Annotated in this window: 13 protein-coding genes and 1 tRNA gene; 5 read left to right on the top strand and 9 right to left on the bottom strand. The window is 41.6% G+C overall.

The genetic code is table 11. The features are described from left to right. The first annotated feature begins 79 nt into the window (after positions 1 to 79). Positions 80 to 640, top strand: coding sequence for a TlpA family protein disulfide reductase (locus ACP14V_RS11685; RefSeq protein ID WP_272610978.1), 561 nt, complete (start codon positions 80 to 82; stop codon positions 638 to 640). A gap of 6 nt (positions 641 to 646) precedes the next feature. Beyond that, positions 647 to 1,207, top strand: a complete 561-nt coding sequence (locus ACP14V_RS11680) for a TlpA family protein disulfide reductase (protein WP_272610979.1) — start codon at positions 647 to 649, stop codon at positions 1,205 to 1,207. Here ACP14V_RS11680 and ACP14V_RS11675 read toward each other — a convergent pair. From ACP14V_RS11675 to ACP14V_RS11640, 8 genes are all read right to left on the bottom strand, one after another. Beyond that, positions 1,194 to 1,658, bottom strand: a complete 465-nt coding sequence (locus ACP14V_RS11675) for a sterol desaturase family protein (RefSeq protein WP_136567265.1) — start codon at positions 1,656 to 1,658, stop codon at positions 1,194 to 1,196. The genes ACP14V_RS11680 and ACP14V_RS11675 overlap by 14 nt on opposite strands. Beyond that, positions 1,659 to 2,498, bottom strand: a complete 840-nt coding sequence (locus ACP14V_RS11670) for a phytoene/squalene synthase family protein (protein ID WP_272610980.1) — start codon at positions 2,496 to 2,498, stop codon at positions 1,659 to 1,661. A 2-nt stretch (positions 2,499 to 2,500) separates the two neighbouring features. Continuing rightward, positions 2,501 to 3,955 carry a phytoene desaturase family protein gene (locus tag ACP14V_RS11665; RefSeq protein ID WP_272610981.1) on the bottom strand — a complete coding sequence of 485 codons (1,455 nt, stop codon included), beginning with the start codon at positions 3,953 to 3,955 and terminating at the stop codon, positions 2,501 to 2,503. 13 nt (positions 3,956 to 3,968) lie between these two features. Further along, positions 3,969 to 4,868 (bottom strand): MerR family transcriptional regulator, encoded by a 900-nt coding sequence (locus tag ACP14V_RS11660; RefSeq protein WP_272610982.1) that lies wholly within the window; start codon positions 4,866 to 4,868, stop codon positions 3,969 to 3,971. Positions 4,869 to 5,029: 161 nt separating this feature from the next. Further along, a tRNA-Leu gene (locus ACP14V_RS11655) sits at positions 5,030 to 5,113 on the bottom strand. A 113-nt stretch (positions 5,114 to 5,226) separates the two neighbouring features. Further along, on the bottom strand, positions 5,227 to 6,537 hold the full coding sequence (locus tag ACP14V_RS11650) for a TolC family protein (RefSeq protein ID WP_272610983.1): 1,311 nt from the start codon (positions 6,535 to 6,537) through the stop codon (positions 5,227 to 5,229). Between the two features lies 1 nt (position 6,538). Continuing rightward, positions 6,539 to 9,622, bottom strand: coding sequence for an efflux RND transporter permease subunit (locus ACP14V_RS11645; RefSeq protein WP_272610984.1), 3,084 nt, complete (start codon positions 9,620 to 9,622; stop codon positions 6,539 to 6,541). Next, positions 9,619 to 10,695 (bottom strand): efflux RND transporter periplasmic adaptor subunit, encoded by a 1,077-nt coding sequence (locus ACP14V_RS11640; RefSeq protein ID WP_272610985.1) that lies wholly within the window; start codon positions 10,693 to 10,695, stop codon positions 9,619 to 9,621. The genes ACP14V_RS11645 and ACP14V_RS11640 overlap by 4 nt, the downstream gene beginning before the upstream one ends. A gap of 359 nt (positions 10,696 to 11,054) precedes the next feature. Here ACP14V_RS11640 and ACP14V_RS11635 point away from each other — a divergent pair, with 359 nt between their 5' ends. Further along, complete coding sequence (locus tag ACP14V_RS11635; protein ID WP_272610986.1) at positions 11,055 to 13,118, top strand: TonB-dependent receptor family protein; 2,064 nt, start codon at positions 11,055 to 11,057, stop codon at positions 13,116 to 13,118. A gap of 3 nt (positions 13,119 to 13,121) precedes the next feature. Here ACP14V_RS11635 and ACP14V_RS11630 read toward each other — a convergent pair whose 3' ends face one another. Further along, on the bottom strand, positions 13,122 to 14,117 hold the full coding sequence (locus tag ACP14V_RS11630; RefSeq protein ID WP_272610987.1) for a hypothetical protein: 996 nt from the start codon (positions 14,115 to 14,117) through the stop codon (positions 13,122 to 13,124). A gap of 271 nt (positions 14,118 to 14,388) precedes the next feature. Here ACP14V_RS11630 and ACP14V_RS11625 point away from each other — a divergent pair, with 271 nt between their 5' ends. Both ACP14V_RS11625 and ACP14V_RS11620 read left to right on the top strand, forming a co-directional pair. After that, entirely contained in the window at positions 14,389 to 15,774 is a 1,386-nt protein-coding gene (locus ACP14V_RS11625) for a glycoside hydrolase family 18 protein (RefSeq protein ID WP_272610988.1), read from the top strand. Then, a complete protein-coding gene (locus tag ACP14V_RS11620; RefSeq protein ID WP_272610989.1) occupies positions 15,771 to 16,691 on the top strand; it encodes a ThuA domain-containing protein in 921 nt (306 codons plus the stop codon). The genes ACP14V_RS11625 and ACP14V_RS11620 overlap by 4 nt, the downstream gene beginning before the upstream one ends. Positions 16,692 to 16,703 lie beyond the last annotated feature (12 nt).

Raw genomic sequence — 16,703 nt, 5'->3', positions numbered from 1 at the left:
CTATTTTTAAGATAATTCAAGAAAACTCCTGATATTGCTGAAATATCAGGAGTTTTTAATTTTAACCAAATCCCTCGGAATGAAAATCAGTAAAAAGACTGTTCTTAATGTTGTACTGATTCTGTTTGTACTTTCCTTTTTTGTTACCCCTTTGGGGTATTATGGCAAAATCCTGCTTAACAAAATGCTGGCCATGTCACCTCCCGTGATAGAACAATCCGAGCGGGAAAAAATAACCGATTACGATTGGAAGCTTAAGGATGCAGATTGGAACATTTTCAATTTTGAAAAATCCAAAGGGAATGTGGTTTTCATTAACTTTTGGGCTTCATGGCGATTACCTTCCGAAGCTGAACTGTCCAGCATACAAGAACTTTATAACAAGTACAAGGGTAAAATGGACTTCTACATCATCACCAATGAAAACAGACCTCCAGTAGAGGCTTTTATGGAAGAGCACGAGTTTACGTTTCCATTGACGTACTTGATCATTGGAGAAAAAATGCCCGTGGATTCCAAGGAGGTTCCTTCTTCTTATTTGATCGATAAATCAGGAAATATTGTAATCCATAAGAAAGGAATAGCAGATTGGAGCAACAAAAAGGTGTACACCTTATTGGATGAATTGATAGCAGAATAACACCCAATGAAAGTTTCCAAAGAGCAAATTAGTAATGGCATATGGCTATTGGCCATTGCTTTGATACTTTTTACCCCGGTTGGGTTTCACCTTCGTGTGTGGGTAACCAAATTTATATCAGCTAGTGCCGATGTGGTATCGGTGGAAGAACAAAAAACATTGGCGGATTACCATTGGCGATTGGTTGATGTTGAAGGAAAACATACTGATTTCAAATCTTTTGAAGGTAAGGTGGTCGTGGTAAATATTTGGGCCACTTGGTGTCCTCCTTGTGTTGCCGAGCTTCCCAGCTTTGCAGAGCTTTACGAGGATTATAAAGATGAAGTTGTATTTGCTTTTGTGGCCAACGATGACAAGGATAAGGTGGAGCAATTCATCGAAAAGAAAGGATATCGACTACCAATCTATTTTCAGGTTTCGTCCATTCCCAAGGAATTGATGTCCAAAAGTATACCTGCTACATACATCATTAGTAAGTCTGGAAAAATAGTGGTCGATGAGAAAGGAGCTGCCAACTGGAATTCGGATAAAACAAGGACTTTGGTAGACCAGCTTATTTTGGAGTAGTTTGCCGTTTGAAGTACTTGAAAGGCACAAGAAGCATTCCAAAACATTCCCCTTCTTCTTTGCCTAAGTGTTTGTGATGTATTTTATGGGCTCTTCGAACCCCTTTGGCATACCAATTATTGGCATTTCGGAACAACTTGAAGCGTTGGTGTATAAAAATGTCGTGTACCAAAAAGTAAGCAATTCCGTAGGCTAGAATTCCAAAACCCAATGGCCAGCCATACCAAAACGAGGTATAGTTGCCCAGATAAAAGAGTATCATGCTCACCACGGCATAGAAAATAAAGAAAGCATCGTTACGCTCAAACCAAGAGTCGTGGTCCTTTTTGTGGTGATCTTTATGAAGGCTCCACAAAAAGCCATGCATCACATATTTGTGCGTAAACCAAGCCATAAACTCCATAAAGCAGAATGTGGACAAGAAAACAAGTATCCAAAGCGCTAGTTTCATTTATACCAATTGTAATTTATAGTTGAGGTACGAATGTGCCAAAAGTCCAAATTTTTGATAGTTGGGAACCCTAATCCGGGTATTTTTGATTTCCAAGGAGGGTGTTCCCTGTAACTTTTGGAGTAATTTTTTGTAGTACCGATAAGCAGTATAGACCCCAAACTTGGCTTGTTCCGGCAATTTTATGATACCTGAATATCCTACTGCCAAATCTGCCTTAATCTCATTCACGATTCTCTTTTTGGAGATTTCATCGAGCTCTGTCAAGTTGGTGTTGGGGAAATAGGTACGATCCAAGTGTTCGTAATCTGCTTTGAGGTCCCGGAGAAAATTTATTTTCTGAAAAGCAGAGCCCAAGGCCATGGCAGATTCTTTTAACTCTTCATACTTTTCCTTGTCGCCGTGTACAAAAACGCATAGACACATAAGACCTACCACATCCGCTGATCCATAGATATACTCTCGATATTCATCAAAAGTTTCGTAGGTTTTTTTGGTTAGGTCCATGCGCATGCTGTTCATGAACGATTCCACCAAATGAAAAGGAATATCGTAGGTATGATAGGTATGCTGAAAAGCATTCAGGATAGGATTTAGGCTGATTCTATCCGTAATAGCATGCTCCATATCATTTTCAAACCGGTTAAAAAGTGCTTCTTTATCGTACTCGTGGAAGGTGTCCACAATTTCATCGGCAAAACGCACAAAACCATAAATGTTGTAGATGTCTGAGCGAATGGATGGAGCCAACATCTTGGTGGCCAAAGAGAAGGAAGTGCTGTAAGATTGTGTAACAATTTTGCTACAGTTGTACGAAACATCATCAAAAATAGTCTTCATGATCAAAGTTTTTTAGTGATTAGATCAGCTACCAATTTTCCAGAGATTAGTGAAGGGGGCACTCCCGGTCCCGGAACAGTAAGCTGACCGGTAAAAAATAAATTTTTCACCTTGCTACTTTTGAGGTTGGGTCGCAGAAATGCAGTTTGCCGCAGGGTGTTGGCTAAACCATAAGCATTTCCTTTATAGGAATTGTACTGCTCCACAAAATCGTTTACACAGAAACTCTCCTTAAATATAATAGAATTTTTTACTTCTTGTTGGGTGCGTTTTTCAAATCTATCCATTACAATATCAAAATATTGCTCGCGAAGCTCGGAAGTATCTTCCAACCCAGGGGCTATTGGAACCAAAAAGAAACCGGTTTCACAGTTTTTGGGAGCCATTGTGGTATCGGTAATGGATGGAAAATTGGCATAGAACAAGGGTTCACTTGGCCATTGGGGGGTATCGTAAATCTCTTGGGCATGCTTTTCAAAGTCGGTATCAAAGAAAAGATTGTGATGTTCAACATTGTCCAATTTTTTTCGAAAACCGATATAAAAGAGTAGGGAAGAGGGTGCATAGGTTTTCTTTTCCCAATAAGCCTCTGAATATTGACGGTATCTCTGATCTAGCAAAGTTTCGGAATGGTGATAATCCGCTCCACTAACAACATAGTCCGAAATATGGTTTTTGCCATTGCTACGTATTCCAATGACTTCTTTATCCGATACCAAAATTTTGGCCACAGGACTATCGGTATGTATTTTCACTCCTAGTTCTTCGGCCAAACTTTTCATGGCCTTGATAATTTCATACATACCTCCTTTGGGATGCCATGTACCAAGACCAAAATCAGCAAAATTCATGAAATTGTAGAATGATGGTGTCTTGCTGGGCTTCGCACCCAAAAAAAGTACAGGAAATTCCAGGGTTGCAACCAATTTTGGATTTTTAAATTGTCTACGGACCTCTTGACTGATGGTCTTAAAAAACTGATCTACCCGCAGTACGGTCTCCTTGGTAACCAATTCCATTGGTGAAAGTCCAGGCCGAAGCACCACCTTGTTTATGGCTATGTTGTAATTCTCTTGCGCCTCTGAAATAAAATTTCTTAAATGTTGGCTGCTTCCGGATTCTATGCGTTCAAATTCTTCACATATCTTTTCCATACTATCGCCAATGGATAGGGTATCTTCCTCAAAAAAAACTTTGTAGGCTGGATCTAAGCGGTCCAATTGGTAGTAATCGGAGGTTTGCTTTCCGAAATCGGCAAAGAACTTTTCAAATATATCCGGCATCCAGTACCAACTAGGACCAATATCAAAAGTGAACCCATCTTTTATCAGTTGTCTAGCCCTACCGCCAATAGTGCTGTTTTTCTCAAAAACGCTTACATCCAGCCCTGCTTTGGCCAAATGGCATGCTGCTGAGAGTGAGGAAAAACCGGATCCTATGACAATGGCCTTTTTCATGGGTAAAGCAGCGTTATATGGATTCCATTAATTGGGCAATGGAACCATACGTTTTTACGTTTTTGGGAAGATCGTCTTCCGATAGCTCCTGTATCTGATGCCCCAGAACATGTAGCTTGGAGTCAGAGGGGAGTTTCATAATTTCTTTGAACCGATTGAAATAATCGGAGATTTCGTCTTTGGTGGGAGCCACCGTAAAGTAGGAGATAAAATCTATCTTGTGATAATACTTTACCAAGTCCATCAAGCTCTCCAAAGGCATACTTTGGCCCAAGTAAATGGATTTGTAGCCTTTGTTGATGATTTCGTAATTGACATACAACAACCCAAGTTCATGGATTTCATTTTCTGGGAGATAAAGTGCATAAATATGATCATCCCTTGAAACTTTCTCCATTTGAAGGGCTTCCGTGTTGCTGTAAATTTTTAGTTTGATGAGATTGCTGATGAAATGTTCGTGAGCCGGACTAATGGTGTCTGTTTGCCAAAGTAGCCCCAATTCATTCAGGAATGGGATAAAGACTTCATTGAATGTGTCACTAAACGATTTTTCAGACAGCAAACTGTCATATGTTTTCAGAAAAAGGGTTTGATCAAAATTGAGCATGGCCATTTTCAGGTGGTTCATTACATGGTCATTTTCCCTATCCTTGACCGTAATCTCCTTGACCAAATCCGGAATTTGGGATTCTTCCAGTTTTGCAATCTTTGAAATTTTGTATCCGTGATTGTATAACAGCGTTACGTTCAACAGTTTCTGAAGACTTACAATGTTATAGGTTCTAATGTTGGTATCAGTACGTTCAGGCGTGAAGAGCTTATATCTTTTCTCCCAAATACGGATGGTATGGGCTTTAATTCCTGAAAGGTTTTCCATATCCCGAATACTGAAAGATTTCTTTACGTTGTTCATCTTTTAAGTAAAAACATTAAACAAATTTACAATTTTAACCGAATTGACCTATTTTTTACCCATAAAATTTAAGGAAGAAGTTTGAACGTTGATATAGTTTTGGGTAAAAAATAAATGAGAAAAGATGGGATAAAAAAAACCGCAACATGGTTGCGGCTTTGTGCCCACGACTGGAGTCGAACCAGCACGTCCTTACGAACACTACCCCCTCAAGGTAGCGTGTCTACCAATTCCACCACGTGGGCCGGCTTTTCAACAACGATTGTATTGGGTAATCGTTGAGGGGCACAAATATAATTCTTTTGTAAAAACCTCACCGCACCAAATTGCATTATCGTTTGGAAAATATGCCTTAATGCTATAGGTCCAGATTTCCGGCGAGTTGTTTTAAGATGATTTCGGATACTTTGGCTTGAAATTTTGCATTACTGTGCCTTACCCTGGCATTGATATAGTTTAATTGAGCCGTTCTGAATTCAATGGTGGGAATAATACCAATTCGGTATTTCTCAACCGTGATGTCCAGGTTTTCCTTGGCAATGGTTTCATTTTTTTCCTCCAGTTCAATAAGGCTTATGTTGGTCAGGTAAGTTTGATAGGTGGTGCCCACCATGGCAATGAGGGATTGCTTTTGCTGTGCAATGGCGATTTCCGCATTTTCCACGGCCATTTTCCCCAACTTTTCATTGCGATTTTGGTTAAACCCATCAAAAAGGTTCAAGGTGGCCCCAAAGCCATAGTTAAATCCCCTGGAATCTGAACTCGTGGTAAAGCCCAAACTAGATTCGGTATGGCCAAAATTGTACCCCGTAGATACAAAAACGGAAGGGTACCGTGATGCTTTTATCTGTTTCAGTTGTAGTTCGCTAATCCTTTTATTGATAATCTCTGCCTGCAATTGGGGGTTCTCTACTGCCACCTTGTTTTCGAGCTCTTCAAGAATCAAGGCTTGATCTACAAAAATTTCAGGCGCTACCACAAAATCCATTTTTAGGTCCCGAGCCAATTGCTCGTTCAATAGAATCTTGGTGTTTTTATATAGTTCTTGTTGGCGTTGCATTTGGGTCTGGTCGGTGTTCAGGTCCACTTGCGCATTGAGCACTTCCAATTTTGAGGCTTTCCCAATGGTAAAACGGTTTTGAGCCAGTTCCACCCGTTGTTCGGATATGATCAAGGTACTGTCCAACGCAGACAATTGTTGTTGCTGCTGTACTAGATCGTAGTAAGTGACCAATACCTCGCCAACCTTGTTAAGAACAACTTGTTTTAATTCCGCTTCGCCTAACTTTTGATTTTCTTTGAGCTGTTCGTGGTTCGCAAACATGCGAAACCCATCAAAGATGGTCCATTCCAATGCCACCCCATAATTTAGGTTTCTGTTCTTGGCATTATCAAGTTCCACCTCGGTACCATCGGAACGAACCTGGGACAAATTTTGTCGACTATTGTTGTCTGCAACGTTGGCATCGACCTTTGGAAGCATTCCTGCTTGTCCCGGACTCACCGAAAGTTCGTCCATCTTAAGATCGTTTCGGGCCATTTTTACCTGATAGTTGTTTTCCAAGGCAATCTTTACTGCTTCATCAACCGTCAGAAGCTCTTGGGCCGTTCCGAAGAAGCCAACACCCAACCCACATAAAAGGATATAAAATCTTAAATAAATCCCCATACTACGATGCTTCAAGGATTTTGAATTCTGGTCGGATTACTTTTTTCTTGGACCACATTAAATATAGAGCAGGGATTACAAATAGAGTAAGTACCAAAGAGAACATGGTTCCGCCAATGATCACAACTCCCATACCTGTTCTACTGGCCGATGCAGCACCTAGTGAAAGTGCAATAGGCAGGGCTCCTAGTGCAATGGTCAAGCTGGTCATTAGAATGGGGCGCAAACGTGATTCCGAAGCCCTCATAATCGCTTGCATTTTAGTAAGTTCCTCATCTTCTTGTAGTTGATTAGCGAATTCTACAATGAGAATACCATTCTTTGTCACCAATCCAATAAGCATGATGGTTCCAATTTGACTGAAAATATTCCAGGTTTCCCCAAAAAGCCAAAGTGAGAACATGGCTCCCGCTACGGCCATGGGAACGGTAAGGATAATGATGAATGGGTCGATAAAACTTTCAAACTGTGCTGCCAAAATCAGGAAAATCAACAAAAATGCCAGACCAAAGGCAAAAATGGTGTTGGAACTACTTTCCACAAAGTCCCGGGACTCTCCACCAAGGTCGGTGGTGAACGTTTCATCCAAAACACGATCCTTAATGGCATTCATAGCGTCTATCCCATCCCCAATACTTTTGCCCGGGGCCAAACTGGCGGAGACGGTGGCAGACATGTATCTATTGTTGTGAAATAATTGGGGTGGGCTACTGTGTTCTTCGGTGGTGACCAAATTGTCAAGCTGGATCAAAAGACCATCCTTGCTTTTCACAAAAATTGAGGTGAGGTCCATGGGTTCATCACGATCCAATTTGTCAAACTGCCCTATAACTTGATACTGTTTCCCGTTCATCAAAAAATACCCAAATCGTTGGCCACTTAGCGATAATTGCAGCGTTTGGGCCACATCACGGACCGATACCCCCAAGCTTTCTGCTTTTTCACGATCTATGGATACGTAGAGCTCGGGTTTGTTGAATTTCAGGTTGACATCGGAAAAAGAAAATGTAGGGTCCTTTTCCACTTCAGCCATGAACTCGGGTATCTTCTCTTCCAATTTTTCAAAGTTCTTTGCTTGAATGATGAACTGGATGGGAGGTCCCCCGCGACGGTTCACTGAAATGGTTGGTCGTTCTGATGCGTTGGTTTTTCCACCTACAAAGGCCTTGGCCCATCTGCCTAGATCATCTGCAATTTCTTTTTGGGAACGTTCCCGCTCACTGGGGTCTACAAGGGCCACGTTGGCACGACCACTATTTACCGAAGATGTTCCAAACCCAGGAGAGGTGAGAACCAAACTCACTTTCTTTTCCGGAATGGAATCGTTTATGAGTTCTGTGATTCCAGTCATTAATTGATCCATATATTCATAGGAAGACCCCTCGGGTGCTGTTACGCTAAGCCTAACAAAACTCCGATCATCATATGGTGCAGTTTCTTTCTGCAATAGTGAATAGAACAGGACAATGAGTCCAATACAGCCAAACAAGATGGGAAAACTGAGCCACTTTCGTTTCATGAATTTACCCAATAGCTCGGCGTAGGATTTGTTCATGGCCACAAAATATTTTTCTGTGACTTGATAGAAACGGGATCTACTTTGTTTTCCGGGTTTGGTCAAATAGGCGTTCAGCATAGGGGTAAGGGTCAAGGAAACAAAGGCCGATACCATTACCGCTGCACCAAGGACTACACCAAATTCCCGGAAGAGGCGCCCTACGAATCCTTCCAAAAAGATTACAGGCAAAAACACTGCGGCCAAGGTTATGGATATGGAAATCACCGCAAAAAAGATTTCTTTGGATCCCTTTATTGCTGCTTCAATGGGATTCATCCCTTCTTCCACTTTTTTGTAGATGTTTTCAGTGACCACAATACCATCGTCCACCACAAGTCCTGTGGCCAGAACAATGGCCAATAGGGTCAAAACATTAATGGAAAAACCGAACAACCACATAAAAAAGAAAGTGGCGATCAAGGAAACGGGAATATCCAACAAAGGTCGGAGTGCCATGGACCAGTTTCTAAAAAATAGATAGATGACCAAGATGACCAACACAATGGATATCAAAATGGTCTCGGCCACTTCGGTTACGGCTTTTTTTACAAATACGGTATCATCAATGACCACATTTAGCTTAAAATCTGCAGGAAGGTCTTTTTTCAGTCTTTCGTATTCTTCATAAAAAGCATCTGCGATTTCAAGATAGTTGGTGCCGGGTTGTGGAACCACGGCGATGGCCACCATCGGTTGTCCCGAATCGCTCATTTTGGTCTCCATGTTCTCTCCTTCGAGACTTGCTTTTCCAATATCCTTAAGCTGTACCAATTTTTCACTATCGGCCAAGATGATGATATTGTTGAATTCCTCTTCGGTATTGAGGTTCCCCAGGGTCTTTACGGTCAACTCTGTATTTTTTCCAGTCAGTTTTCCGGACGGAAGCTCCAGATTTTGGGCCAATAGCGCGCTTCTTACATCGGCCACGGTAAGTCCGTATGAAGCAAGCTTTAAGGGATCTATCCAAAGCCGCATGGCATACCTCCGTTGCCCCCAAATCTGTACACTACTTACTCCTGGGATGGTCTCTATGCGCTGGGCAAGAACGTTTTCGGCAAAATCGGAGAGTTCCAGAATATTTTTGTTATCGCTTTGCACGGTCATCGAAATGATACGCTGTGCATCGGCATCAGCCTTTGATACTACAGGGGGAGCGTCCAAATCATCAGGAAGGCTACGGACCGCCTGCGAAACTTTGTCCCGCACATCATTGGCGGCATCTTCCAAATTTTTGTCCAAATCAAATTCAATACTGATGGAGCTGGAACCTTGTACACTGGAGGAGGTAATATTACGAATGCCATCAATGGAATTGATTGCCTTTTCCAAGGGTTCGGTAATCTGCGATTCAATGATATCCGCATTGGCACCCGAATAACTGGTCCGTACCGAAACCATAGCGGGATCTATGGATGGGAATTCCCGAACCCCCAAAAATGTGTAGCCGATTATCCCGAACAGAATGATGGAAATGTTCATCACAATGGTCAGAATGGGTCGCTTTATGCTTATGGTTGAAAGGTTCATTGTGCAGCAGTCAAGGGTTCAAAATCTTCCAAAACAACTTCGACAGGGGCTCCGTCTTTGAGTGCCATTACCCCATAGGTCAACACAGTGTCGCCAGGATGTAAATTGGATAGGACCTGAACGGCTTTTCCGGTTCGGGAACCAGTTTCCACATCTATTTCCCTGGCTTTTCCATCTTTAAGTACAAAGATTTTTTTCCCATTTTGAACAGGAATCAAAGATTCTGAAGGGACTAACAGGGCATCATCCAAAGTCTGTAAAGGGAGACTTACGTTGGCATAGGCCCCTGGATAGAGTTTTTTGTCCCTATTGTCCATTTTAGCCCGCATCCTTAACGTTCTGGTGGCGATGTCCACTTCAGGGTCAATGGCATAAATGGTGGCTTTGTATTCTTCTTTGGAGTCCGATGTGGTAAAGGAAAGTACAGTGCCCACCCGTACTTGGGAGGCATATTTTTCCGGAACTGAAAATGTTATTTTCAACTCATCGGTATTCACCAATTTGGCAATGGCCGTGGAAGGCGTCACATAAGTTCCCTTGGAAATGGCACGAAGGCCTATGGTTCCTGAAAAAGGTGCACGGACAGTAGTCTTGGACAATTGTGCGGCGATTAATTCAGACTCTGCATTGGCAGATTGAAAATCGGCACTGGCAATATCGTATTCCTCTTGGCTTATGGCTTGCTTTTCCAGAAGTAACTTGGCTCTCCGTTCATTTTCGGATGCCAATTTTTTTGCGGTAAGGGCCTTGGACAACTGCGCTTGCAATTCAATATCGTTCACTTTGAACAAAATCTGACCTTGGGAGACCCGGCTTCCTTCTTTAAAATTGATGCTTTCGACCACTCCGGAGATTTCGCTGCGTAAATCAATCTGTTCATTGGCTTCCAAAGTACCGGAAATGGAAATATTGTCCTTGAAAGCCTTGGGTTTTAAAATCATTCCTTTTACGGTAGTGATTCCAGGGGCTGTTGGACCAGAAATTTTAACTTCGTTGTTGGACTTGATTCTGTAGGCAATAAGAGCGCCCAATCCGATAACCAACAAGGTGTAAACAATATGTTTTGTTTTCATGAGTATTAATGAATAGCAAATACCACAAAAGCCCATAATTGGGCGTGCTCAAAGATAGCCCTTATGCCCTAATCTATAGGTTGGTGAAAAGATGAAATGTCATACTTTTCTGTAAACGTCCCAATACCGTGGGCCAACGACAATAACCCTCCCCTTAAATACCGAATTTAAGAATTTATAAGGAGGGCTTGGTGTAGGTCGATGATCTCTCCATTTCTTTACAAACCCCTGTAGAATCTATACTCCTTCAGATTGTATCAAAAAATGCACAAATTGTTATTTTGCCCGAAAAAAAATGATTGCCCTAAAAAGTTTATAATTTTACTTGTTTTAGCAGATAATATAACGGTGAACCTAAAATGAAAACCTCTCTTTTTTTAACTTTTTACGTTATTTCCCTATCCTTGGTCTTTGGTCAGAATGCCCAACAAGATTCCTTGAACGCCTTGGAAGAAGTTGTGCTCATAGAACAAGGCATAGAAAAAAGGGCGGTGGGCATAACACCATCCAGTTCCATTGGATTGAAGGATATTGAAAAGTTTGGTCCGTTGGATATCGCCACTTCAATGAACCAAATTTCTGGGGTGTATTTACTTTCCGGTGCACTGAACACGAACAGAATTACCATTAGGGGCGTTGGGGCGCGTACACCCTATGGAACCGATAAGCTTCGATTGTATTTTAACAACATCCCTGTGACCAACGGAACCGGTTTTTCTACCATAGAAGCATACGATCTTGAGAATGTGGGAGCGGTCGAAATCATAAAGGGTCCCAAGGGATCTTCCTTTGGGTCGAATCTGGGAGGAGCCATCATACTCAATACAAAGGCCCCTGAAGTAGGGAAAACGTTTTTAGTGAACTCCCTTACCGTAGGTTCATATGAAATGTTCAAGAACAATTTGGCCTTTAGGCATTCCGAAAAGAATTTTAACCTGAGTCTTAGCTATAATCATTTGAAAACGGAGGGTTACAGGCAGAACAATCAATTTGAAAGGGATGGTCTTTTGCTTTCGTCTTCTGTGGTTTTGGGGAATAGGAGCAAGTTGGATTTCTTACTTAATTATATTGATTATACCGCCGGAATCCCAAGCTCACTCAATCAAACCGATTTTGAACAGAATCCCACAAATGCGGACGGAAATTGGTTGGCTGCGGAAGGATTTGAGGCCAATAAATATACTTTGGCCGGGGTGACCCATACGTATGAGTTCAATTCGGTTCTAAGAAACAAGACGAGTATTTTTTATACCTACTTGGACCATTATGAGCCTCGTCCATTTAATATTTTGGATGAATTTACCAACGGATTTGGTCTTAGGTCTGTTTTCGATGGAAAGTTTCTTATGGGCAATTTTACCCTCGGAACTGAAATTTACAAGGATGAGTACCATTGGGGCACTTTTCAAAATTTGTTCAGGGACAATGAGGGCAATGGTAGTGTACAGGGTGATAGATTGAGCAATAATATGGAGTTTAGAAGACAATTGAATCTTTTTGGCACTTTTGAATTTCTTTTGGAGAAGAACCTAACAGCCCAAATAGGGTTAAGTCTTAATAAGACGAAGTATGATTTTAGGGATTTGTTCAACGCTGGCGAGGCCAATACTTCTGCCCAACGTGATTTTGATGCAATCCTATTACCTAGCTTGGAACTTCAATACCGATTGAAAAATGGTACCCTATATGCCAATGTGAGCAGGGGATTCTCCAATCCCGGTTTGGAGGAGACATTAACTCCGGAAGGTGTTATCAACCCGGACATTTCACAGGAAAAGGGTATAAACTACGAATTTGGTGGACAATTTAGGTTGTTCAATGAAGCGCTGCAGCTTTCAGCCACAGCTTATAGAATGCGTATCAATGATCTTTTGGTGGCCCAACGGGTCGGAGAAGACCAATATATTGGAACCAACGCAGGGAAAACTCGTCATCAAGGTTTGGAAATGGATGCCAGATATGCCATTTCGGTATCCAATGCATTTTTATTGACCCCTTACTTGAGCTATACCCTGAGCGACCATAGTTTTGTGGATTTTGTTGACGATGATTCCAATTTCAGTGGAAACCCACTTACAGGTGTGCCAAAAAACAGAATCAGTTCTGGTTTGGATCTAGTACATGATAGCGGCTTTGTATTTAATCTGTCCCATCAATATGTAGATGATATACCTCTCACAGATGCCAACACAATTTCCAGCGAATCCTATAATGTGATCAATGTTTCATCCAGATATAGCCTTGCCATGAACAAGAACCTAAAGTTGGGGTTCAATGCCGGGGTCAATAACGTATTCGATACCAATTATGCAGGATCGGTATTGATCAATGCCGTTGGGTTTGGAGGAAATCTGCCGCGATACTATTATCCTGCCAACGGTATAAATTATTACGGAAAAATTGGGGTTACCTACACCTTTTAAACTTTACAAGGTATAGAACGTGTAGGTTATTGTCCATGTGAATACCTCATCAGGAGCTACTTTTACATTAATGTAAGGTTGGGGACAAATCGTTTGTGGTGCCGACCAAACCGCTAAGGAGGATATGGGTTGGTCACATGTGATCCTCACCCCGATTCCAGCTTCCCTATTTTCCAGTCTGATGTCGTAATCCTTCGGGTCATTGGAGTCATAACCAAAAGCCGGACGAATCTGTGCAAAATCATCAATAAGTTCTTTGGTGAACACCACTTTATTGCCCTCAATTTTGGCATAGTCCTTTAAACCGGTCTTTTCCGCTGATGAAGCATAAGGGACACCATCCTTGTCGGTTAGCGTAAACGGAAAAATCACAGAATATCCCGGACCAATGGGGATGCCATCCATCACAAAAAAGTTATGGTTGTTCACCAAACTCTCAATAGGTAGTTTTCCGGTGTTTTTAAATCGATGTTGCAAAACCAATTGGGACTTATCTTTGATGAGTTTCACCTTTTTTTCATAGTTATACGAATACCCTTCAGAAGTTATCTCATGATGAAACGTAACGGCATTGGTTCGCACCTTGACTTTTCTTTTGCCGTAATCGATAATGTCGTAGGTTTTGGAAAATGAATGACTTTTTCCATCATCCTTTTTTAGTAAACCCACCCCAATCTTTAAAAAAACTTCGCCTGCCTTGGCTTGTTCAAAACCTACAGCCTTAAAATCTTCAACGGGGCCCATAATGGCATCGTGCGATAGAGGGTCATAATCTTTGAACCATTGTCCGAAATAGGTATGTCCTTTATATTCCAATTTAGGAATGACTCCAGCCCAATCAAACCGGGAAGCGCGGTAATATCCCTTATCCTTGTTAGGGAGGTAAAGGGCTGCAGTGATATTTTCATTATGTATTTCAACTTGTGGAGCTTGTTGTTGGGCCCATCCAAAAGTGGCTGGCAAACAAAAGAAATAGCTGAAGAATTTGAAGATTTTCATTTTGGGAAATGCTGGTTTCAACTCTAAATTTAGGCAAAGGTGAAACAGTTTTGGCGGTAATTGTCCAAAGTTGTTTCATATGATTCGTTTTCTGGGTTATATGTTTTAAAACCAAACTAGTCTGTATTATCAAGGATAAAACTATTGACCATCGGTTTTTTCTGGATTTATAACAAAATCGCAGTGGATTTTGCACCACCCATGTTGTATTTTTCAGTTCTAAATTATAGGTCTTGGTTGTATTTCCGAAACCATCAAATCAACACATAAAATGATAAGACTAGTTATTTGCTTGCTGCTATTGTCCACATCTTCCATTGGATGGGGGCAATTTGCCACAACAAGTCTACCCCGAATATGGGATCAATACCCTCCTGAGATTCAAAAATCAGGTTTTGGACTCCACGCTTCAAAACTGGCACAGATGGATAGCGATACAGCTTTGGAAGAAGTCTTGCTTTTTAGCGCCCATAATGGACACTACCCATATTTTGATCTTTTTAAAAATTACTATGTAATCTTGGATCATTATTCAAAGGAGGTACAGTATACCTCATCGGTTACCATTTCCACGGAACGGGAAATCCAATTGGAGGACCGTGATGCTGATGGTAGGTATGAACTCTATCGCGCCTATTTTAAAGATAATGTGTTCACAGTGGATGAAGAAGGTAACCATCTTGGGGTGACTTGGTTTTATGACAGTATCGAGTTCGATAAAAAAGTAGTGGTGGCATACGTTACCTCATGGAAAGAAGGCTTTCCGAACCCGGCATATGTAACCCACATCAATTACGCTTTTGGTCATGTTACTGATAGTTTTAATGGTGTTCGCATTGATAATGAGGAGCGTTTGCGGGATATAGTTGGGTTAAAGAAAGAATTTCCGTCTTTGGAAGTAATGCTGTCCATTGGTGGATGGGGAAGTGGTCGATTCAGCGAAATGGCTGCCAATAAGAATAATCGAGAGCAGTTTGCGGTTGATTGTCAACGTGTGGTGGAGGAATTTGGTCTGGATGGAATAGATATCGACTGGGAATATCCTACAAGCAGCTTGGCAAAAATATCAGCATCCCCTGATGATACGGATAACTTTACTTTGTTGATGAAAGATATTAGGGATGCCATAGGTCCACATAAATTACTGACTTTAGCTTCGGTAGCTTCTGGAGAATACATCAACTTTAAAGACATTATGCCCTATGTGGATTTTGTGAATATCATGGCCTATGATATGGGGATGCCGCCCAATCACCATTCGGCACTATACCGGTCTAAATTAACTGGAAATATTACATCCGAAGAAGCGGTAAATGCCCATTTAAATGCTGGCGTGCCTCTTGATAAATTGGTTATGGGCATGCCGCTTTACGGCAAAGGCGATCGCAGTAGGATTGGGGAAGTAGATTACAAAAGTCTATTGCGGCAAACCAAATACAAGGTCAAATGGGATGAGGACGCCAAAGTTTCCTATTTAGTCAACTCTAGGGGAGAAATGATCTATACTTTCGAGACTCCTGAATCCTTGGCACTAAAATGCCAGTTCATATTAAATAGAGGCTTAAGAGGCGGTATGTACTGGTCTTATGAAGCCGATGATGAGGAAGGAGCCATGTTAAAAATCATTTACAACACATTAAGAAATCAACGCCCATGAAAATTTTAAGGAAAACCCTATTGTATACATTACTGGTCTTCGGATGTATTTACCAAGCATCGGCCCAGAAAGCCATCAAGACCATGGTGGTTACGGGACAGGACGGAAACCATTGGTGGAAGGGCAGTAGCGATGCATTAAAACAGATATTGGAGAACACAGGACTTTTTTCGGTCGATATAGCGACCACACCCAATTGGGATGAGGACATCTCAGGTTTTGATCCAGATTTTGACCAATACGATTTGGTGGTTATAAACTATAGTGGAAAAACATGGGCTGAAGCTACACGGAAAAAATTTGAAAAATATGTTTCGCAAGGGGGCGGGGTGGTGGTTGTACATTCTTCTATTGTATCTATGGATGACTGGTTGGAATACAATAAAATGATTGGGTTGGGAGCCTGGAACGGGAGAAATGAGAAAGATGGTCCCTATGTGTATTGGCAGAATGATCGGATTGTTTATGATTATGCTCCTGGCAATGCGGGACACCATGCCCTACAGCACCCTTTTACTATAGTGCATAGAAAACCCGATCATCCTATTTTAAAAGGCCTTCCACCCGTATGGGAACATTTTAAGGATGAACTTTATGGGAAAACCCGAGGTCCTGCACAGCACTTGGATGTATTGGCCACTGCTTATGACGACCCTAAATTGGATGGCACGGGAAGACATGAACCCATGTTGTGGACTGTGAATTATGGCAAGGGAAGAGTATTTGTCACAGTTATGGGCCATGCTGGAAATGACCCTGAACTTAGATATTCTATGGAGTGTACTGGGTTTCAGGTAACTTTACAACGGGGAGCTGAATGGGCAGCTTTGGGAAAAGTCACACAAGGGGTTCCAAAAGATTTTCCAAGTGAAGGAACCATTACCCTCAGAAAACAGTTTAAGTATTTGCCCCGCTGAATCTTCAATAAA

The organism is Flagellimonas alvinocaridis, assembly GCF_965248585.1.
In the GTDB taxonomy this organism is placed as follows: domain Bacteria; phylum Bacteroidota; class Bacteroidia; order Flavobacteriales; family Flavobacteriaceae; genus Flagellimonas; species Flagellimonas alvinocaridis.
The sequence above is the reverse complement of the archived record's forward strand: the minus strand, read 5'-3'. Positions and strand labels throughout refer to the sequence as shown.

Bases quoted from the DNA above. Each gene is read 5' to 3' on its own strand.
- ACP14V_RS11645 (WP_272610984.1), bottom strand. From the start codon at position 9,622: ATGAACCTTTCAACCATAAGCATAAAGCGACCCATTCTGACCATTGTG.
- ACP14V_RS11650 (WP_272610983.1), bottom strand. From the start codon at position 6,537: ATGGGGATTTATTTAAGATTTTATATCCTTTTATGTGGGTTGGGTGTT.
- ACP14V_RS11680 (WP_272610979.1), top strand. From the start codon at position 647: ATGAAAGTTTCCAAAGAGCAAATTAGTAATGGCATATGGCTATTGGCC.
- ACP14V_RS11625 (WP_272610988.1), top strand. From the start codon at position 14,389: ATGATAAGACTAGTTATTTGCTTGCTGCTATTGTCCACATCTTCCATT.
- ACP14V_RS11630 (WP_272610987.1), bottom strand. From the start codon at position 14,117: ATGAAAATCTTCAAATTCTTCAGCTATTTCTTTTGTTTGCCAGCCACT.
- ACP14V_RS11670 (WP_272610980.1), bottom strand. From the start codon at position 2,498: ATGAAGACTATTTTTGATGATGTTTCGTACAACTGTAGCAAAATTGTT.
- ACP14V_RS11620 (WP_272610989.1), top strand. From the start codon at position 15,771: ATGAAAATTTTAAGGAAAACCCTATTGTATACATTACTGGTCTTCGGA.
- ACP14V_RS11675 (WP_136567265.1), bottom strand. From the start codon at position 1,658: ATGAAACTAGCGCTTTGGATACTTGTTTTCTTGTCCACATTCTGCTTT.
- ACP14V_RS11635 (WP_272610986.1), top strand. From the start codon at position 11,055: ATGAAAACCTCTCTTTTTTTAACTTTTTACGTTATTTCCCTATCCTTG.
- ACP14V_RS11665 (WP_272610981.1), bottom strand. From the start codon at position 3,955: ATGAAAAAGGCCATTGTCATAGGATCCGGTTTTTCCTCACTCTCAGCA.
- ACP14V_RS11685 (WP_272610978.1), top strand. From the start codon at position 80: ATGAAAATCAGTAAAAAGACTGTTCTTAATGTTGTACTGATTCTGTTT.
- ACP14V_RS11640 (WP_272610985.1), bottom strand. From the start codon at position 10,695: ATGAAAACAAAACATATTGTTTACACCTTGTTGGTTATCGGATTGGGC.
- ACP14V_RS11660 (WP_272610982.1), bottom strand. From the start codon at position 4,868: ATGAACAACGTAAAGAAATCTTTCAGTATTCGGGATATGGAAAACCTT.